Origin of the sequence: Foetidibacter luteolus (assembly GCF_009650435.1) — a bacterium.
In the GTDB taxonomy this organism is placed as follows: Bacteria; Bacteroidota; Bacteroidia; order Chitinophagales; family Chitinophagaceae; genus Foetidibacter; species Foetidibacter luteolus.
Genome location: NZ_VVIP01000028.1, coordinates 58,911 through 76,341 on the forward strand (window position 1 = coordinate 58,911; position 17,431 = coordinate 76,341).

At 45.4% G+C, this 17,431-nt stretch carries 9 protein-coding genes; 6 read left to right on the plus strand and 3 right to left on the minus strand.

All coding sequences use genetic code 11. The features are described 5' to 3' along the window. Nucleotides 1–70: 70 nt before the first annotated feature. Nucleotides 71–3,874: a DNA-directed RNA polymerase subunit beta gene (gene rpoB, locus F0364_RS07915; RefSeq protein WP_153797230.1), complete on the minus strand. Its 3,804-nt coding sequence runs from the start codon at nucleotides 3,872–3,874 to the stop codon at nucleotides 71–73. Nucleotides 3,875–4,667: 793 nt separating this feature from the next. Between rpoB and F0364_RS07920 the strand changes: the two genes are divergently transcribed. From F0364_RS07920 to F0364_RS07945, 6 genes are all read left to right on the plus strand, one after another. Continuing rightward, a complete protein-coding gene (locus tag F0364_RS07920) occupies nucleotides 4,668–6,332 on the plus strand; it encodes a glutamine--tRNA ligase/YqeY domain fusion protein (protein WP_153797231.1) in 1,665 nt (554 codons plus the stop codon). Nucleotides 6,333–6,576: 244 nt separating this feature from the next. Continuing rightward, nucleotides 6,577–7,911, plus strand: coding sequence for a tRNA lysidine(34) synthetase TilS (gene tilS / locus F0364_RS07925; protein WP_153797232.1), 1,335 nt, complete (start codon nucleotides 6,577–6,579; stop codon nucleotides 7,909–7,911). A gap of 283 nt (nucleotides 7,912–8,194) precedes the next feature. Next, nucleotides 8,195–9,541: an FAD-binding oxidoreductase gene (locus tag F0364_RS07930; protein ID WP_207632565.1), complete on the plus strand. Its 1,347-nt coding sequence runs from the start codon at nucleotides 8,195–8,197 to the stop codon at nucleotides 9,539–9,541. A 443-nt stretch (nucleotides 9,542–9,984) separates the two neighbouring features. Continuing rightward, nucleotides 9,985–11,940, plus strand: a complete 1,956-nt coding sequence (locus F0364_RS07935) for a glycoside hydrolase family 172 protein (RefSeq protein ID WP_153797234.1) — start codon at nucleotides 9,985–9,987, stop codon at nucleotides 11,938–11,940. 372 nt (nucleotides 11,941–12,312) lie between these two features. Next, entirely contained in the window at nucleotides 12,313–12,729 is a 417-nt protein-coding gene (locus F0364_RS07940) for an EamA family transporter (RefSeq protein WP_153797235.1), read from the plus strand. A 312-nt stretch (nucleotides 12,730–13,041) separates the two neighbouring features. Then, nucleotides 13,042–13,671 carry a Pr6Pr family membrane protein gene (locus F0364_RS07945; protein WP_153797236.1) on the plus strand — a complete coding sequence of 210 codons (630 nt, stop codon included), beginning with the start codon at nucleotides 13,042–13,044 and terminating at the stop codon, nucleotides 13,669–13,671. Nucleotides 13,672–13,719: 48 nt separating this feature from the next. On the opposite strand, the gene F0364_RS07950 is transcribed toward F0364_RS07945, so the two are convergent. Together F0364_RS07950 and uvrA are read right to left on the minus strand one after the other, a co-directional pair. Continuing rightward, nucleotides 13,720–14,184 carry a ferritin-like domain-containing protein gene (locus F0364_RS07950; RefSeq protein ID WP_153797237.1) on the minus strand — a complete coding sequence of 155 codons (465 nt, stop codon included), beginning with the start codon at nucleotides 14,182–14,184 and terminating at the stop codon, nucleotides 13,720–13,722. Between the two features lie 366 nt (nucleotides 14,185–14,550). Then, nucleotides 14,551–17,397, minus strand: coding sequence for an excinuclease ABC subunit UvrA (gene uvrA, locus F0364_RS07955; protein ID WP_153797238.1), 2,847 nt, complete (start codon nucleotides 17,395–17,397; stop codon nucleotides 14,551–14,553). Between the last annotated feature and the right edge of the window lie 34 nt (nucleotides 17,398–17,431).

Genomic DNA, 17,431 nt, shown 5'->3' on the forward strand with positions numbered 1-17,431 from the left:
CCCGGCGGCTATCTTAAATAAAAAAGGCTGCCCCTTGCGGAAACAGCCTTTATCCTATATGATGTTAAGTTTATTCAAACTTGAGGTCAAGGCCAAGGCCTCTTAACTCATGCACCAATACATTGAATGATTCAGGAATACCAGCCCTTGGAATGTTATCGCCTTTTACGATAGATTCATAAGTCTTGGCACGACCAATGATATCATCAGACTTAAGCGTTAACAGCTCCTGCAGTATGTTGGCAGCGCCATAAGCTTCCAGTGCCCACACTTCCATTTCACCAAAACGCTGGCCACCAAACTGCGCTTTACCACCCAGCGGCTGCTGTGTAATCAAGCTGTATGGTCCGATAGAACGGGCGTGCATCTTGTCATCAACCATGTGATGCAGTTTAATAACGTAGATAACACCAACCGTTGCCTTCTGGTGAAAGCGTTCGCCGGTTTCGCCGTCGTACAGGTAGGTATGTCCCATCATCGGTATGCCGGCTTTCTCACAGTAGTCGGCTATTTCATCGGTAGTAGCACCGTCAAAAATTGGCGTAGCGAATTTAGTACCCAGTTTTAAACCTGCCCAGCCAAGAATGGTTTCATAAATCTGGCCCAGGTTCATACGGCTTGGTACGCCTAACGGGTTTAACACAATATCAACCGGGGTTCCATCTTCCATGAACGGCATGTCTTCAGCACGTACTATTTTGGCAACAATACCTTTGTTTCCGTGGCGGCCCGCCATTTTATCACCTACTTTCAGCTTACGCTTAACAGCCAGGTAAACTTTAGCCAGCTTTAATACACCGGCAGGTAACTCATCACCGATAGAGATGTTGAATTTCTCCCTCTTGTAACGGCCCAGCTCTTCGTTGTATTTGATGTTGTAGTTGTGCAGCAGAATGTTGATTTGCTCATCAACGCCAGCATCGCCAGTCCAGCCGAGTGGGTTAACGTTCTGATAGTCTATGGCAGCCAGGTTCTTTTGGTTGAATTTGGCGCCTTTGCCAATCAGCATTTCGCCAAAGTTGTTGGTAACACCCGCGGAAGCTTTGTCTTTCAACAAGGTCTGCAGCTTGCTCAACAATATTTCCATTACGTCTTCAGCGTTCTTCTCATGTACTTTCTCTACTTTTTCCAGTAACGCTTTTTCACGCAGCTTGGCGTTTTTATCTTTCTTGGCACGCTGGAACAGTTTCTTATCAATTACCACACCTTCTGTACCGTTAGGCGCTTTCAGAGAAGCGTCTTTTGCATCGCCGGCTTTGTCACCAAAGATGGCACGCAACAGTTTCTCTTCCGGTGTAGGATCGCTTTCGCCTTTAGGGGTAATCTTACCGATAAGGATATCGCCTTCTTTAACAGTTGCACCAATACGGATGATACCATTCTCATCAAGGTCTTTGGTTGCATCTTCTGATACGTTAGGGATATCCGGAGTCAGTTCTTCTTCACCCAGTTTGGTATCGCGAACTTCAAGTTCGTATTCTTCAATGTGGATTGAAGTGAACAAGTCTTCACGAACTACTTTTTCACTGATAACGATGGCATCCTCGAAGTTGTAACCTTTCCAGGGCATGAACGCTACCTGCAGGTTACGGCCCAGAGCCAGTTCACCATCTTTTGTAGCATAACCTTCAGTAAGGAAGTCGCCTCTTTTTACCACCTGGCCTTTTTTAACGGCGGGACGGAGTATGATAGAAGTTGACTGATTGGTTTTGATGAACTTGGTAAGGCGGTAAACTTTCAGGTCGTCTTCAAAGCTTACAAGGCGGCCCAGGTCGTTCCTTTCGTAACGAACATGTATTTCCTTGGCATCCACAAATTCAACCACACCATCACCTTCCGCATGTATCTGGATACGTGCATCACGGGCGGCTTTACCTTCCAAACCTGTACCAACTATTGGTGATTCAGGGCGGATTAATGGTACTGCCTGGCGTTGCATGTTCGATCCCATCAATGCACGGTTGGCATCATCATGCTCCAGGAACGGAATAAGGGAAGCGCTCAAACCAACAATCTGGTTAGGGGCAACGTCCATGTATTCCACATCATTCTTCTCCAGTATCGGAAAGTCGCCGGTTTCGCGGCTGATGATCCTGTCTTCAACAAAGTTGCCTTTATCGTCCAGCACAGAGTTACTCTGCGCAATTTTGGCGGTATCTTCTTCCTCAGCGCTCAGGTAAGTCAAATGCTTAAGGTCAACCTGGGCATTGCTTACTTTACGGTAAGGCGTTTCAATAAAGCCCATTTCATTGATCTTGGCATGCACACAAAGTGTGGATATCAAACCAATGTTGGGGCCTTCCGGTGTTTCAATGGTACACAGACGACCGTAGTGAGAGTAGTGTACGTCACGAACCTCAAAACCTGCACGCTCACGGCTCAAACCACCTGGTCCCAACGCGGAAATACGGCGTTTATGGGTGATTTCGCTCAGGGGGTTAGTCTGGTCAAGGAACTGTGACAACTGTGAAGTACCAAAGAATGAGTTGATTACGGAAGAAAGTGTCCTGGCGTTAATCAAATCAACCGGTGTAAATACCTCATTGTCACGAACGTTCATCCTTTCGCGGATGGTACGTGCCATACGGGCTAAACCTACACCAAACTGGGCGTATAACTGCTCGCCTACAGTGCGTACACGGCGGTTGCTCAGGTGATCAATATCATCAATTTCCGCTTTGGCGTTGGTTAAACGCACCAGGTATTTGATGATTTCAATAATGTCTTCGCGGGTTAACACCTTGGTATTAAGGTCGGTGGTTACATCCAGCTTACGGTTTATTTTGTAGCGGCCCACTTCGCCAAGGTCGTAACGCTTGTCGCTAAAGAACAGTTTATCAATAATACCACGTGCAGTTTCGTTATCGGGGGCATCAGCACCACGCAATTGACGGTAGATGTGCTGTACCGCTTCCAACTCACTGTTAGAGGTATCTTTATTTAATGTGTTGTAGATGATGGCATAATCGCCACCCACATCTTCACGCTGAACGAAGATGCTTTTTACCTCCAGTTCAGAAATTGTATCAATCGCGTCTTCATCAAGGATGGTATCACGCTCCATCACTATCTCGTTACGCTCAATGGACACTACTTCACCGGTATCTTCGTCCACAAAATCTTCCACCCAGGTCCTCAGTACGCGGGCAGCCAGCTTTTTGCCAACATGCTCTGCCAGGGACTTTTTATCGGCTTTTACTTCCGTGGCCATACCAAACAGTTCAAGAATGTCTTTATCTGTTTCGTAGCCTATGGAACGCAACAATGTTGTTACAGGGAATTTTTTCTTACGGTCAATGTAGGCAAACATCACGTTGTTGATGTCTGTAGCAAACTCCATCCAGGCGCCTTTAAAAGGAATTACCCTTGCAGAGTAAATTTTGGTGCCGTTGGGGTGGATAGACTGGCCGAAGAACACACCGGGGGAACGGTGTAGCTGAGACACCACTACACGTTCTGCACCATTGATAACAAAAGTGCCGCGGGGTGTCATGTAAGGTATGTTACCCAAAAACACGTCCTGAACAATAGTCTGGAAATCCACGTGCTCTTCATCGTTACAGCTCAGGCGTAATTTGGCTTTCAACGGCACAGCGTAGGTTAAACCACGCTCCATACATTCTTCAATAGTGTAACGGGGAGGGTCAATAAAATAATCAAGAAATTCCAGCACAAAGATGTTGCGGGTATCAGTAATAGGAAAGTTTTCCTTAAATACTCGGAAAAGGCCTTCCACATTACGTTTGTCCGGGGTAGTCTCTAACTGGAAAAATTCTTTGAATGATTCTAACTGAATGTCTAATAGGTCTGGAGTTTCAGCCAGGTGTTTTGTTTTACCAAAGCTGATCCTGTTTTGAACTTTTGTTGATGACATATCTGTAATTAACCGGTTTTGCTAATAATTCTGGGGAGAACTTACAGGTTCTCAGTGCACTGATTTGGAATTAGTTACGTTTTCTTTATGGCCATAAAACGTAACACAATTGCTAATTAGCCCAAAATAAAGGATGGCAAAATTAAGAAACGGGAACCAAACGCAAAAACAAATTTTATGCCCTAATGTTAATATCCTGCAAAGGGGCAGAAATATTTTTAAGGTTAATATGTTGATTTAAAAGGCGAACAATTACTTTAGAGGTGATTTTTTCTTATGCTGAAACGTATTCTTGAACTTTTTGCGGGTGTGCTAATTGTAATAATTGTCTTAGCCAGATGCGGCGACGCAACCAATGCTTCTAAGCCACTTATTACGTATATTTTTACCAATAAGGCCCTGACTGTTATAGTCAACATTGCTCTATTGGTATTGGCTGCCAGGCTTATTTCGGGAAAACAGAAAAAAACAAACAGGAAAGAAGATCATCCTACATAAAAGTTATTTGCTTCCATGTATTTTACACACTGGCTTGCTTTGAAGTATGGAATAAGAACAGTTTGATTAATTCATATTCCCTACCCATCCGGGTCTGAAAAGACCCCATGAAAAACCAACCGATGAACGTAGTGCGACGCAACGATGCCTCCACAAAGAACCTGCAGTTGGCCACCATAAAAAAAGCCGGAGGCTTGATTGCAAACATGCAGCTAATTAACTTCCATTACTGTCAATTACACCTCAAGGGTAAACGCCAATTCCTTATTTTTGCCCTCATTGTAAAAATAACCGCATGAGCGAAGAAAAGAGCCTGAATTTTATAGAAGAGATTATTGAAGAAGATTTGAACAATGGTAAACACACTTCGATTGTCACCCGCTTTCCTCCCGAACCCAACGGCTACCTGCACATAGGCCACGCCACCAGCATTTGCCTGAACTTTGGCCTTACCAACAAATATCCCGGCTATACCAACCTGCGCTTTGATGATACCAACCCCGTTACAGAAGAAACCGAATATGTGGAGAGCATTAAAGCCGATATTCAATGGCTGGGCTTTAAATGGAAGAACGAACTCTATGCATCTGACTATTTTCCGCAACTGTACGAATATGCCGTTAAGCTGATTAAACTGGGGCTTGCTTACGTGGATGACAGCACTTCGGAAGAAATAGCTGCCATGAAAGGTACGCCAACCGAAGCCGGCACAAACAGCCCTTACCGCAACCGCAGCGAGGAAGAAAACCTGCAGCTTTTTGCCCAGATGAAAGAAGGCGTTTTTCCTGATGGCAGTAAAACACTCCGCGCCAAAATTGATATGGCACATGTTAACATGCTGATGCGTGACCCCATACTGTACCGCATTAAGCACGCCCACCATCACCGCACCGGCGATGCATGGTGTATTTACCCCATGTATGATTTTGCGCATGGACAAAGCGACAGCATTGAAAATGTGACCCATTCCATTTGCACGCTGGAATTTGTGCCGCACCGCGAACTATACGACTGGCTGATTAAAAAGCTGGAAATATACCCATCCCGCCAGTACGAATTTGCACGCCGCAACCTTACCTACACGGTAATGAGCAAACGTAAGCTGCTGCAACTGGTGAATGAAAAATTTGTAGAAGGCTGGGACGACCCCCGCATGCCAACCATCAGCGGTTTTCGCCGCAGGGGATATACGCCGGAAAGCATCCGCGAATTTTGCGACCGTGTGGGTATTGCCAAAAGAGATAACGTGATTGATGTGGGCCTGCTTGAATTTTGCGTTCGTGAGCACCTGAATAAAATAGCCAGCCGCCGCATGGTGGTGTTCGACCCGCTGAAAGTGGTTATCACTAACTACGAAGAAGGCAAAGTGGAAATGATGCAGAGTGAAAACAACCCCGAGGAAGAAACCATTACCTACCGTGATGTTCCTTTTAGCCGGGAGCTGTATATTGAGAAGGAAGATTTTATGGAAAACCCGCCGAAGAAATTCTTCAGGCTGGCGCCGGGGCAAATGGTTAGGCTGAAGAGCGCTTACATCATAAAATGCGACGAAGTAGTAAAAGATGAAGCCGGCAATATTACCGAAGTAAGGTGCTCGTACCTGCCCGAAAGCCGCAGTGGCAGCAATACCTCCGGCGTTAGCGTTAAAGGCACGTTGCACTGGGTAAGCGTTCAGCACGCTGTGCCTGCAGAGGTGCGCCTGTACGACCGCCTGTTTAAAGTAGAAGACCTGGGCGAAGCTGAAGGCGACTTTAAAGATTATATTAATACAGGTTCGTTGCAGGTGGTTGAACATGCTTACGCAGAGCCTGCTTTAAGAACCGCCAAATTTGACGAGCGTTACCAGTTTTTGCGTAAAGGCTATTTCTGCCTTGACAAAGACAGCAACGAAGAGGTGATGGTTTTTAACCGCACTGTAACGCTTAAAGATGCCTGGGCTAAGGAACAAAAGAAAAACTGATAGTGTATACTCCGCCTGGCGGGGCCTACGCCCCCTGAAGGGGGCTATTATGGGCCCGGCTGTATGAACTACTATGAGGCTGCCGTTGCGTCGCACTCTTTTACGTTCTGTAATTCTACTCAGCATTGTGCGGCAAGCTTTATTATCATTTTAGCAGGCTTCGTTTAAATAGCAGTTAACTCCCGTTTACAAATAACATTACCCGCCTGTTTGCAAACAGGCGGGTTTTTATTGATATTGCAGGATGAATTTGCTTGAACATTTCCGTTATCACATACAGCAAAACTTTCCCCAGCTATCTGCATGCACAGGCAGGCTTGTTATAGCGGTAAGCGGCGGTATTGATAGTATTGTTTTAACTGACCTGCTGGCAAAAGCCGGCTTTGACTTTGCTATTGCCCACTGCAACTTTAAACTGCGGGGAGAAGAAAGTGAAAGGGATGAGCAATTTGTAAGAAGCCTCGGGTTAAAATACAATAGTGAAGTACTGGTAAAAAGTTTTAACACGGCCGAATATGCCGCCGAGAAAAAGCTGTCCATACAGGAAGCTGCAAGAGAGTTGCGCTACAACTGGTTTAGTCAACTGGTTGATAAAGACAGTTACCTGCTAACCGCGCACCATGCGGATGATAATATTGAAACGCTGTTAATGCATTTTTTCAGAGGAACCGGCATACAGGGCCTTGCCGGCATACCAGCTTACAGCCGGGAGAAAAGAATTATCCGGCCACTGTTATTTGCCTACAGAGAGGATGTAACAGCTTATGCAAACGAAAATCAATTACAATGGGTGGAAGATTCATCAAACGCCAGTGACAAATACACCCGCAATTTTTTCAGGAACCAACTGTTGCCGGCCATTGAAGAAGTATATCCCCAGGCACGAAAGAACCTGCAGGATAACATAGAACGATTTAAAGAAACGGCTCTTCTGTATAACCAGTCCGTTAGTGTGCATAAACAAAAACTCATTGAGATAAAGGGTAATGAGTTGCACATTCCTGTATTGAAGCTGCAACAAACTGCGGCCTTAAAAACCATTGTTTGGGAGATTATTAAAGATTATGGCTTTACAGTTCACCAAACTGATGAAATTGTTAAGCTGCTGTCAGCGGATAATGGCAGCTATGTACAAAGCCATGCTTACCGTACCATCAGGAACCGGCAATGGTTGATTATAGCCCCACTTGAAACAACTGAAGCTGCTACCATCCTGGTAGAACCATCAGACAGGAAAATAGTTTTCGACAATAACTGCCTTACCGTTGAAACCGTTGACGCCGCAACTTATCAATTATCAACAGCCGCATCGGTAGCATCGCTGGATGCAGGCCTGGTTAAGTTCCCCTTACTATTGCGCAAATGGAAACAGGGCGATTATTTTTATCCGCTGGGTATGCGCAAGAAGAAAAAACTCAGCCGTTTTTTTATTGATCTTAAACTTTCCACCACAGATAAAGAAAAGGTTTGGGTGCTGGAGTGCGACAAGAAAATTTTATGGGTAGTTGGTTATCGTATTGATGACAGGTTTAAGCTATCGGCCGGCACCAAGCGGGTATTGAAATTGAAGATTGATTAACCCGAATTGTAAACATGTAAAAATGCCCGCCAAACAGGTGATGCCAACTGAGTTAGGCGTTGAAGTATCACTCGTCAAAGCAACCAAATATTGCGTTGACGATGGTTGTGAACGCAGCTCCACCCGGTGAAGGCCTGTGCGTTGGCTTAGCACTACCACAAAAGCCACCTATCCGCATTTCTATAAAAATCACCTATATTTGCCCCGCTTCTATCTTATGAACGCTGACCCTTAAACGCATAGCTTCCCATACATTTCAATTACTGTAATTTTGCCCATGTATATGTTACCTGGAAAATCAGAGAAAATAACCGGCTGGGGAAACTACCCTGTTTCAGAATCAATTGTATTTACCCCTTCTGCTGAGAAAGACATTCAGAACGTATTAAAGGAAGAAAAACTGGTGCCCCGTGGTTTGGGCAGGAGCTATGCAGACCAGGCAGTAAACGACAACCGTTATGTAGCCGTTTGCACACACCTTAACCGGTTTATTGCCTGGGATGAAAAGGAAGGTATCCTGGAATGTGAGGCCGGGGTGAGCCTGGAAGACATCATCAATACATTTACCCCGCAAGGTTGGCTACCTATGATTTGCCCGGGCACTAAATTTGTTACCATCGGCGGGGCTATCGCCAACGATATACACGGCAAAGCCCACCATATAGATGGCTCTTTTGTTAACTGCGTAATTTCTTTTACCATACTTCTGGCCAGCGGCGAAACCATAACCGCATCCCGCACCGAAAATGCCGACCTGTTCTGGGCCAACTTCGGCGGCCTGGGTTTGCTGGGCATTATACTTACCGCCAAAATAAAGCTGCGGAAAATTGAAACCACTTATTTCAAGCAAAAAAGCGTGGTGATCAAAAACCTTGACCACATGCTTGCTGCTTTGGATACTTATGACCATGAGTACAACTATTCCGTTGCATGGATTGATACTTTAGCCAAGGGCGACAAACTGGGCAGCGGCGTATTAACGCTGGGCAATGCGGCCAGGCTGGATGAACTGCCGGAGAAACTAAAGAACGATCCCCTGAAACTGCACCCGAAAGGCAAACTGTCTGTTCCTTTTTTTATGCCCAACTTTACACTGAACGGTTTAACAGTGCGCATTTTAAATAAAGTGATTGGCTTTGTTCAGAACTCTCCCAAAGCGTTTGTGCACTACGAAAAATTCTTCTTTCCGCTGGATGCCATTAATAACTGGAACCGGGGTTATGGCAAACGCGGTTTTATACAGTACCAGTTTGTTATACCCGAGGAGAATGGCAAAGAAAACCTTACTGAAATATTGAAAATGATTGCAGCCAGCGGCTGTACGCCTTTCCTGAATGTGTTTAAACGCATGGGCGATGGGCAGGGCATCCTGTCTTTTCCGTTTAAAGGATATACACTAGCTATTGATTTTCCCATGACCAAAAACCTGCCCGCCTTTGCGAAGGAACTGGATAAGAAAGTGCTTCAGGCTGGTGGCCGCCTTTACCTGGGCAAAGATGGTCTGCTGGATGAGCAAATGTTCAAGACCATGTACCCGCAACACCAGCAATGGCTGGCTATAAAGAAAAAATACGATCCCAATAATGTATTTACTTCCAACATAGCAAGGCGGTTGGGCCTGGAGGCATAAAAAGGCGATTGTTGTTGATGCACGATGCATAGTGTATTACAAGGCTGTTGTATTACGGTACTATTTATTAAGCCTGCCCGCAGAAACAACAGCGTGTGGCACTTTCGGGTGAGGGATTGAAGCGGCTACCCCGGTGAGGCCATCGCAGCCGTGCTTTTGTGCCGGAGTAGTAGCGGAAAGCCCGACCCCTTGCGATAGCTTGGGGGCACCCCCAAAAATTCCTCACAGCAGAACGCAACAGCGCTGCCCCCCACCGTTCCTTAAACCCGGGATGACAGCTTACCTTACAATATTCCCCTGCTGCTAACAAGATTGTACCAGTTTTTGTAAACACTTTACCGGTTTTCTGCGGCATGTAAATAAATTGAATAGTTAACTGTAGCAGGATAAACTGTTTGCCCTATTTTAGAAGCTGCAAACTTAACCAGCTAACCATTGCCTGCATGAAAAGAAGTCTATACATACCACATTGCCTGTTACTTATTGCCGTGCTGGCTTTGCCCTGCGATACAGATGCACAACAAGCCAAAAACATTACCCTTCAACAGGAACTGCAGTTTCTGCATAATATTGCACAATTACCATTGTATAACACCAACACTTATTCGGCGCAGGTATCTACCTACGATACTACCGGCGGCAACAACGACGGGTTTAACGGCGACTACTCTTTTATAAGAAAGACGGCAGACAGCAGCCTGGTTATTTTTGATGTACAGGGCTGCGGTGTTGTTAACCGTATATGGACGCCCACACCTACAGAAGACACCCTTGATTTTTATATTGATGATACCAGTAAGCCTGTCCTTTCCATTTACTATAAAGACCTGTTCTCCGGCACAGTGTTTCCTTTTGTGCAACCACTTTGTGGCAGCCAGCTTGGCGGTAACTATTGCTATTTCCCTATTCTTTTTCAGCAGCGGTGCATTATTATAGCAAGGGCAAAACGCATGCAGTTTCACCAGGTGCAATACAGGTTATTCCCGCAAGGCACGCAGGTGAAAAATTTTACACCCATGCTTAATGATGAGGAAAAACTGGCTTTGCAAAAAATAAAAAACGTGTGGACAAACCCGCAACCTGCCGCCATTGTAAAAGAAACTAAAACACTTGAGCTTTCTGCAGCCTTGCAACCCGGCGAAACAAAAGACATCCTCAATCTAACACAGGGTGGCAGAATTACCAGCATTGAACTTTCGCCCTCTGCCGTATTTGAAGGGCTTACAAAGCAGGTGGATTTACTGGTTTATTGGGACGATGAAAAAGAGCCTGCCATCAATTGCCCCATTGCAGATTTTTTTGGTTATGCTTTTGGCAAACGCTCCATGCGTGGCCTGCTTATTGGCAGCAATACAGAGGCGGCTTATTGTTACCTGCCTATGCCTTTTGACAAAAAGGCCAGGATAGCATTGCGCTACAGGATGGCAGATAACCTGACGGCGAAGACGGTACAAATTCATGCTAAAATAAATTACACACTACAGCAGAGAAACCCAGGCATAGAAGGCCGGCTATATACCTACTGGAATAAACAGCAGCCGCAAAAAGGCAGCCCGCATGTGTTTTTGCAAACCAGTGACAAAGGGCATTTTGTTGGCGCCATTTTACAGGCACAAGGTTTACAAAATGGCATGACAATCTTTTTTGAAGGCGACGATTCCACTGTTATTGACGGGCAAATGCGGCTGCATGGCACTGGGTCAGAAGATTACTTCAACGGCGGCTGGTATGCATTTATGGATTGCTGGGATGCCCGCATGAGCCTTCCTTTGCACGGCTCACTTGATTACTCTTTGCCTTATTGCCGCACAGGCGGCTACCGCTTTTACATGGGCGATAAGCTGTCTTTCGAAAAAAACTTTTATCACTCTATAGAGCATGGCCCGGAGAACAATGCCTTCCCTTCCGAATACACTTCTGTAAGTTTTTATTACGGCAGCCATGCACCCCAGGGCAGTACCAAACCGTTAACTGTTTCCACGGCTGTGTATGTGCCTGATACACTCAATCTATACCCACAGTTACTCGAGTTTACGGTTTGGGATGCTGCTGATGTTAAGGCCACCTGGGCCTACCCCACCGGCGGCCAAAGCTTTATATTTGGCGTTAACAGCGAGAGTAAACTGCGCTTATCGTTAAAAGATATCCTGCCGGGCAAATACAAGCTGTACGCGGATTACGAATTGAATAGCGAAGGCTGCGATTTCTCCATCTGGCAAAGGCAAACACAGCTTTCAGAATGGATATCCACCAGCGCCGGCACTAAATCCCGCAACAGTAATCATTACCTCTGCGATATTACTACCGACGATCTTGTGAACGCACTTACCCTCCGTTTCAAAAATACAGGGCAAAAAAAATCATTCTTTCTTAACCGGTTCATCCTGGTAAAGCAATAAGTGTACGGGCATAACACAAAGCAATATGCATTGATAGGTTTTATGGGGTGCCCCCAAGCTACGCAAGGGGTCGGGCTTTCCGCTATTACTCCGGCACAAAAGCCGGGCTGCGATGGCCTCACCGGGGTAACCGCTTCAATCCCTCACCCGAAAGCCGGTTACCGGTTACAAGTTGCAGGTTGCTGGTCTGTTGATTATGTGGATGATTATTTTAGTTTAATATCATGCAGGGAAAGAAAAATATTCAATAAGTCCGTTGACGATTACAATAAGGTATGTGCGAAACCCAAAACTCACGTTTTATTAAATAACTCTGTAATCTTACAGTAACTTATACCGTAAATTCAGCTTACAATTTTAAACACTTGTGCTATGTGGTGGATATACGCATTGCTGTCAGCATTGTTTGCAGGGCTTACTGCTGTGCTGGCAAAAAAGGGAATAAAAAACATTGATTCAGACCTTGCCACGGCCATAAGAACAACGGTTATACTGGGCTTAAGCTGGGGGCTGGTTTTTCTTAAAGGGGCAGCTTCCGGTGTGCAGCAATTCAGCAGGCAAAACTGGGCGTTTCTTGTGTTTTCTGGCATAGCCACAGGCCTGTCGTGGATATTCTATTTCAAGGCATTGCAAGTAGGTAAAGTGTCGCAGGTAGCTCCCGTTGATAAGGCCAGCGTAGCTATCGCTATTATCTTATCAGTAATTTTTCTTGGTGAACAACTCACCTGGAAAACTGTATCCGGCGTTGTGTTGATTACGGCAGGCACTTTAATAATAGCATGGAAGTAAAGGCCCTTGCAAAAGGATTACATCACACCAAAGGTTTCTTTTTTAATTTTTCAGTTGATTCTATAAAGAAAAGTGGGCACCACATGAGGATAATGAAGAATACATATAGCAGTTCTTTCATACATTGGATTTTGAAGCGTTCTGGATTTGGAAGAGCGTAAGTTATTATAATTATTCGTATCTGCCGGTATATTTTTTCTGCCAACTTGTAACAACCAGTGTAGCACGCAATTAGCTTAATGATGCTTAACCATTAACAAGAAAATTTGCTTAAATAACCATTTATTATTATTGCAACAGTCTAAATGATCTATGAAAAAAGGACAACTTATTTTTCTTGTTATTATTTCCCTTACAGCCTGGGCAGGCCTGCTGTTACAGTTGTACATTATGCCTAAGCAAAATGGCTTCTTAAGGGCTGCTGAAGAATTCTTCAGTTATTTTACCGTGCTTTCAAATTTACTTGCCGCCCTGTATGCCACTCTAAAGCTTTTTGGCTGGTGGAAAAACCCAGGTGCGGCAGGCGCAATACTTTCCGGCGCAATATGCTCTTACATAACCATTGTTGCCGTTGTTTATCACACGTTACTTAGTAAACTGTGGAACCCGGCCGGCATATTTTTTATTGCTGACCAGTTACTGCATACTGTAGTGCCAGTGTTGTTTGTACTGTTTTGGTTTTTGTATGCAAGAACAGGGTTGCTGCAATGGAAACATGCTTTACTCTTTTTAATATTCCCGGTTTGCTATATTATTTACACAATTGCTCACGGAGAGTTATCTGGTTTTTATCCCTATCCATTTATCAATGTAGGCCAGTTGGGTTATAGTGCAGCATTGCAAAATACGGCGGGGCTGGTGGTGGTTTTCCTGGTAGCCGGTTGCATTGTTATTGGATTAGATAAAAGCAGGCAAAATCAGAAACAGGTTTTTGCTAAATAAAAAACCGGGGCGATAACCCCGGCTTCATATAGTATTCAATTAAAAGTATTAAGACACAGCTTTGTGTAAATCCCTGTAACTTTTTATGGTATTGTGAGATTGCAGCAGGGATGCCTTCTGCTCACTTACCAATGAACGCAGGTTCGCACTCAGGTCATTATCTTCCAGTGCTTCTTTGTATGCTTTTTGAGCGGCATCTTCACCATATTCGCAGGATGATAGTATGGCATGGCGGTCGTTACCGGTAAACGTATTTTTAACATCCATCCATGCCCGGTATATTTTACCCGGCGTAGTTGTTCCTGTGGCTACTTCACCACCAAGGGCAACCACTTCCCGGCTTAGTTCATCAACATATCCCTGGCTTTCATCTATCATACGGTTAAATAAAACTTTCAGGTCACCGTCAATAATATCTGTCTCTTCCAATGCTTTTTGGTAACCGGTAATCCTGTCGTTATTAATCCTGATAAGGTCATTTAGAATGTCAACATTATTCTCGTTGCTGTTCATATTGATTATTTTTTTAGGTTAACAATACTTCTACAGGATAGAATATTGTGCCGGAAATGATACCCATTGAAAACGCGGGTTACAAGGGCAGTATAATCCACATCGGCCTACTCAGAGTGAGGAAGTTACCCCTCAATATCCGATGCCGTAATTGCCGGGATAAGGGCTTACGAAATGTGATATGCGAAGGAACATTCAAGGAAAATTTCTGCCGCTGAAAGCGCAGAAATAAAGGCTAACCTGCGGGAAAAGCTGCGTAGCGAATCTGAACGTACAAGAGTGCGACGCAACGATGCTTAATTCATGCCCTGTTGCCGGGACCATAAAAAGTTAAAACCCGGTTTTACCGGGTTTTAACAACCTCATCTATAAAAATGCCGCAGTATAACTTTCTTTTACTTCTTTTAAATCAGCAGGTTTACCGGCAAATACAAGATTGCCGCCACCATCGCCGGCTTCGGGGCCAAGATCTATTACCCAGTCGGCATTTTTAATAACATCGGTGTTGTGCTCTATTACCAGCAGCGAATGGCCCTGCTCTATCAACGCATTGAAAGAAGCCAGCAACTTTTTAATATCATGAAAATGAAGGCCGGTGGTAGGCTCATCAAACACAAACAACACATGCCCGCCGGATTTACCCTTGCCCAGGAAACTGGCCAGCTTAACACGCTGCGCTTCGCCGCCACTCAGCGTATCGCTGCTCTGGCCAAGCTTTACATAACCGAGGCCTACATCCTGCAAAGGCTGTAAAGCTTTCGCCAATGATTTTTCATCCTTAAAAAACTCGATAGCTTCATCCACGCTCATCTCCAGTACATCGTACACGCTTTTGTTTTTGTATTGTACCTCCAGCACTTCCTCCTTAAACCGTTTGCCACCACACACTTCGCAGGTAAGGTGAACATCCGCCAAAAACTGCATTTCCACCACCTGTTCGCCTTCGCCCTTGCAGGCATCGCAACGTCCGCCATCTACGTTAAAAGAAAAATGCTTAGGCTGAAAGCCACGCACTTTTGACATAGGCTGCCGGGAATACAAATCCCTTATTTCATCATACGCTTTTATGTAAGTAACCGGGTTACTGCGGGATGATTTGCCGATGGGGTTTTGGTCAACAAGTTCTACCTGGGTTATATAATCCGTATCGCCGGTAATGGCTTTATGAAAGCCTACTTTATCAGCAAACTCTCCCTTTAGTTTTTTCAACGCAGGATATAAAATCTGTTTTACCAATGTTGTTTTTCCGCTGCCGCTTACCCCGCTTACCACGCAGAGCAGGTTAAGGGGAAACTCTACCGTAATATTTTTCAGGTTGTTTTGACGGGCGCCTTCTACTTTAATGCTACGGTTCCACTTACGGTATTTGGCGGGTGCCGCAATGGACAATTTGTTGCTGAGATATTGCCCCGTAAGGCTTTTGGGGTTGCTGATAATTTCATCGTAATTACCGGCAGCTATTACCTCGCCGCCAAGGTGAGATGCCAGCGGGCCCATGTCAATAATGTAATCAGCCTCCCGCATCATCATTTCATCATGCTCCACCACTACAACAGTATTGCCTTCATCCCTTAACTGCTTCAGCACTTTAATAAGGCGGGCTGTATCCCGGGAATGCAGGCCGATAGACGGCTCATCCAGTATGTACAATGAATTGGTGAGATTGCTGCCCAGGCTGCGGGTAAGCTGTATGCGCTGGCTTTCGCCCCCGCTGAGTGAGTTGGCCAACCTGTTTAAGGTAAGGTAACCAAGGCCAACATCCAGCAATGTCTGCAACCGCTGGTTAACCTCCAGCAGTATGCGTTTGGCAATTTCCTGGTCGTGGCGGGAAAGTGTTAACTGGTTAAACCAATCCTTCAGGTCTTTTACAGGCAGTTTGCAGAGTTCGCCGATATGTTTGCCGCCCACTTTAACATATAAAGCTTCTTTTCGCAAACGGTAACCGCCGCAATCCGGGCAGTTGGTACGGCCCCGGTAGCGGCTAAGCAACACCCTGTATTGTACTTTGTAGAGGTTTTGTTCTACTTCTTTAAAAAACTCATTGATGCCGTAAACAGTACCCTGCCCTTTCCAGAGCAAATCATATTGAGAGGGCGTTAAATCCGCCACGGGTTTATGCACAGGAAAATCAATGGCCCTGGCGCCTTTTACAAACTGTTCCCTCCACCAGCCCAGCTTCTCCCCTTTCCAGGGTGCAACGGCGCCCTCGTATACGCTTAGCCTGCGGTCTGGTATTACGAGTTCAGGGTCTATACCCAGCACCTGGCTAAAACCTTCGCAGGTGGGGCAGGCACCATAAGGATTGTTAAAGGAAAAAAGATTGGGTACCGGCTCTTCAAACTGCAGGCCATCCAATTCAAACTTATTGCTGAAGTGCAGCAACTTGTCGCCTTGTTCCGGTAGCTGTACTTCTACCAGCATCTCGCCCTCCCCTTCATAAAAAGCCGTACCGATGGAATCGCTGAGGCGATGGGTATCATCTTCGTCAAAATCCTTGGTTACAATGCGATCTATTAAAATATGGGCTGCCTGCTGTTTATCACCTGCAGCCAGTTTTTGTTTCAGTTCCTTGTCAGTTAAATCCAGCAGTTCTTCTATACGTACCGGCTGCCTGTTGATATACAAACGGGCAAAGCCTTTTTGGGTGAGAATATTAAGCTCTTCGCGGCTATCGCGGTTGGCATGCTGCTTAAAAGCGGCCAGTATAACAACGCGGCTGTTATGCGGCAATGCGTTGATGGCATTAAGTACATCAGCCACATCATCTTTCTTTACTTCGCGGCCACTAATGGGAGATATTGTTTTGCCGGTGCGGGCAAACAGCAGGCGCAGGTAATCGTAAATCTCCGTCATGCTGCCCACCGTACTGCGGGGTGTGCGGGTAATTACTTTTTGTTCAATGGCAATGGCCGGGCACAGGCCTTTGATGTAATCAACATCGGGCTTAACCATACGGGCCATAAACTGGCGCACATAGGCACTAAGGCTTTCGGCATAGCGCCGCTGCCCTTCCGCAAAGAGCGTATCTATGGTTAGTGAAGATTTACCGCTGCCGGATACGCCGGTTACAACAATAAATTTATTGCGGGGAAATTCTACCGTGATATTCTTAAGGTTATGCACCCTTGCACCCTTCACCAGTATCACATCTTTTGCCGCAGCGGGCTGAACGGCTTTTTTCCTGGCCGCCTTTGTTGCTGTTTTTTCTGCCATAACAAACGGCAAATTAATTAAACTAAACCAGCAG

What these genes read in the sequence shown, in the direction of transcription:
- rpoB (WP_153797230.1), bottom strand. Translation starts at nt 3,874, where the DNA reads ATGTCATCAACAAAAGTTCAAAACAGGATCAGCTTTGGTAAAACAAAA.
- F0364_RS07920 (WP_153797231.1), top strand. Translation starts at nt 4,668, where the DNA reads ATGAGCGAAGAAAAGAGCCTGAATTTTATAGAAGAGATTATTGAAGAA.
- tilS (WP_153797232.1), top strand. Translation starts at nt 6,577, where the DNA reads ATGAATTTGCTTGAACATTTCCGTTATCACATACAGCAAAACTTTCCC.
- F0364_RS07930 (WP_207632565.1), top strand. Translation starts at nt 8,195, where the DNA reads ATGTTACCTGGAAAATCAGAGAAAATAACCGGCTGGGGAAACTACCCT.
- F0364_RS07935 (WP_153797234.1), top strand. Translation starts at nt 9,985, where the DNA reads ATGAAAAGAAGTCTATACATACCACATTGCCTGTTACTTATTGCCGTG.
- F0364_RS07940 (WP_153797235.1), top strand. Translation starts at nt 12,313, where the DNA reads ATGTGGTGGATATACGCATTGCTGTCAGCATTGTTTGCAGGGCTTACT.
- F0364_RS07945 (WP_153797236.1), top strand. Translation starts at nt 13,042, where the DNA reads ATGAAAAAAGGACAACTTATTTTTCTTGTTATTATTTCCCTTACAGCC.
- F0364_RS07950 (WP_153797237.1), bottom strand. Translation starts at nt 14,184, where the DNA reads ATGAACAGCAACGAGAATAATGTTGACATTCTAAATGACCTTATCAGG.
- uvrA (WP_153797238.1), bottom strand. Translation starts at nt 17,397, where the DNA reads ATGGCAGAAAAAACAGCAACAAAGGCGGCCAGGAAAAAAGCCGTTCAG.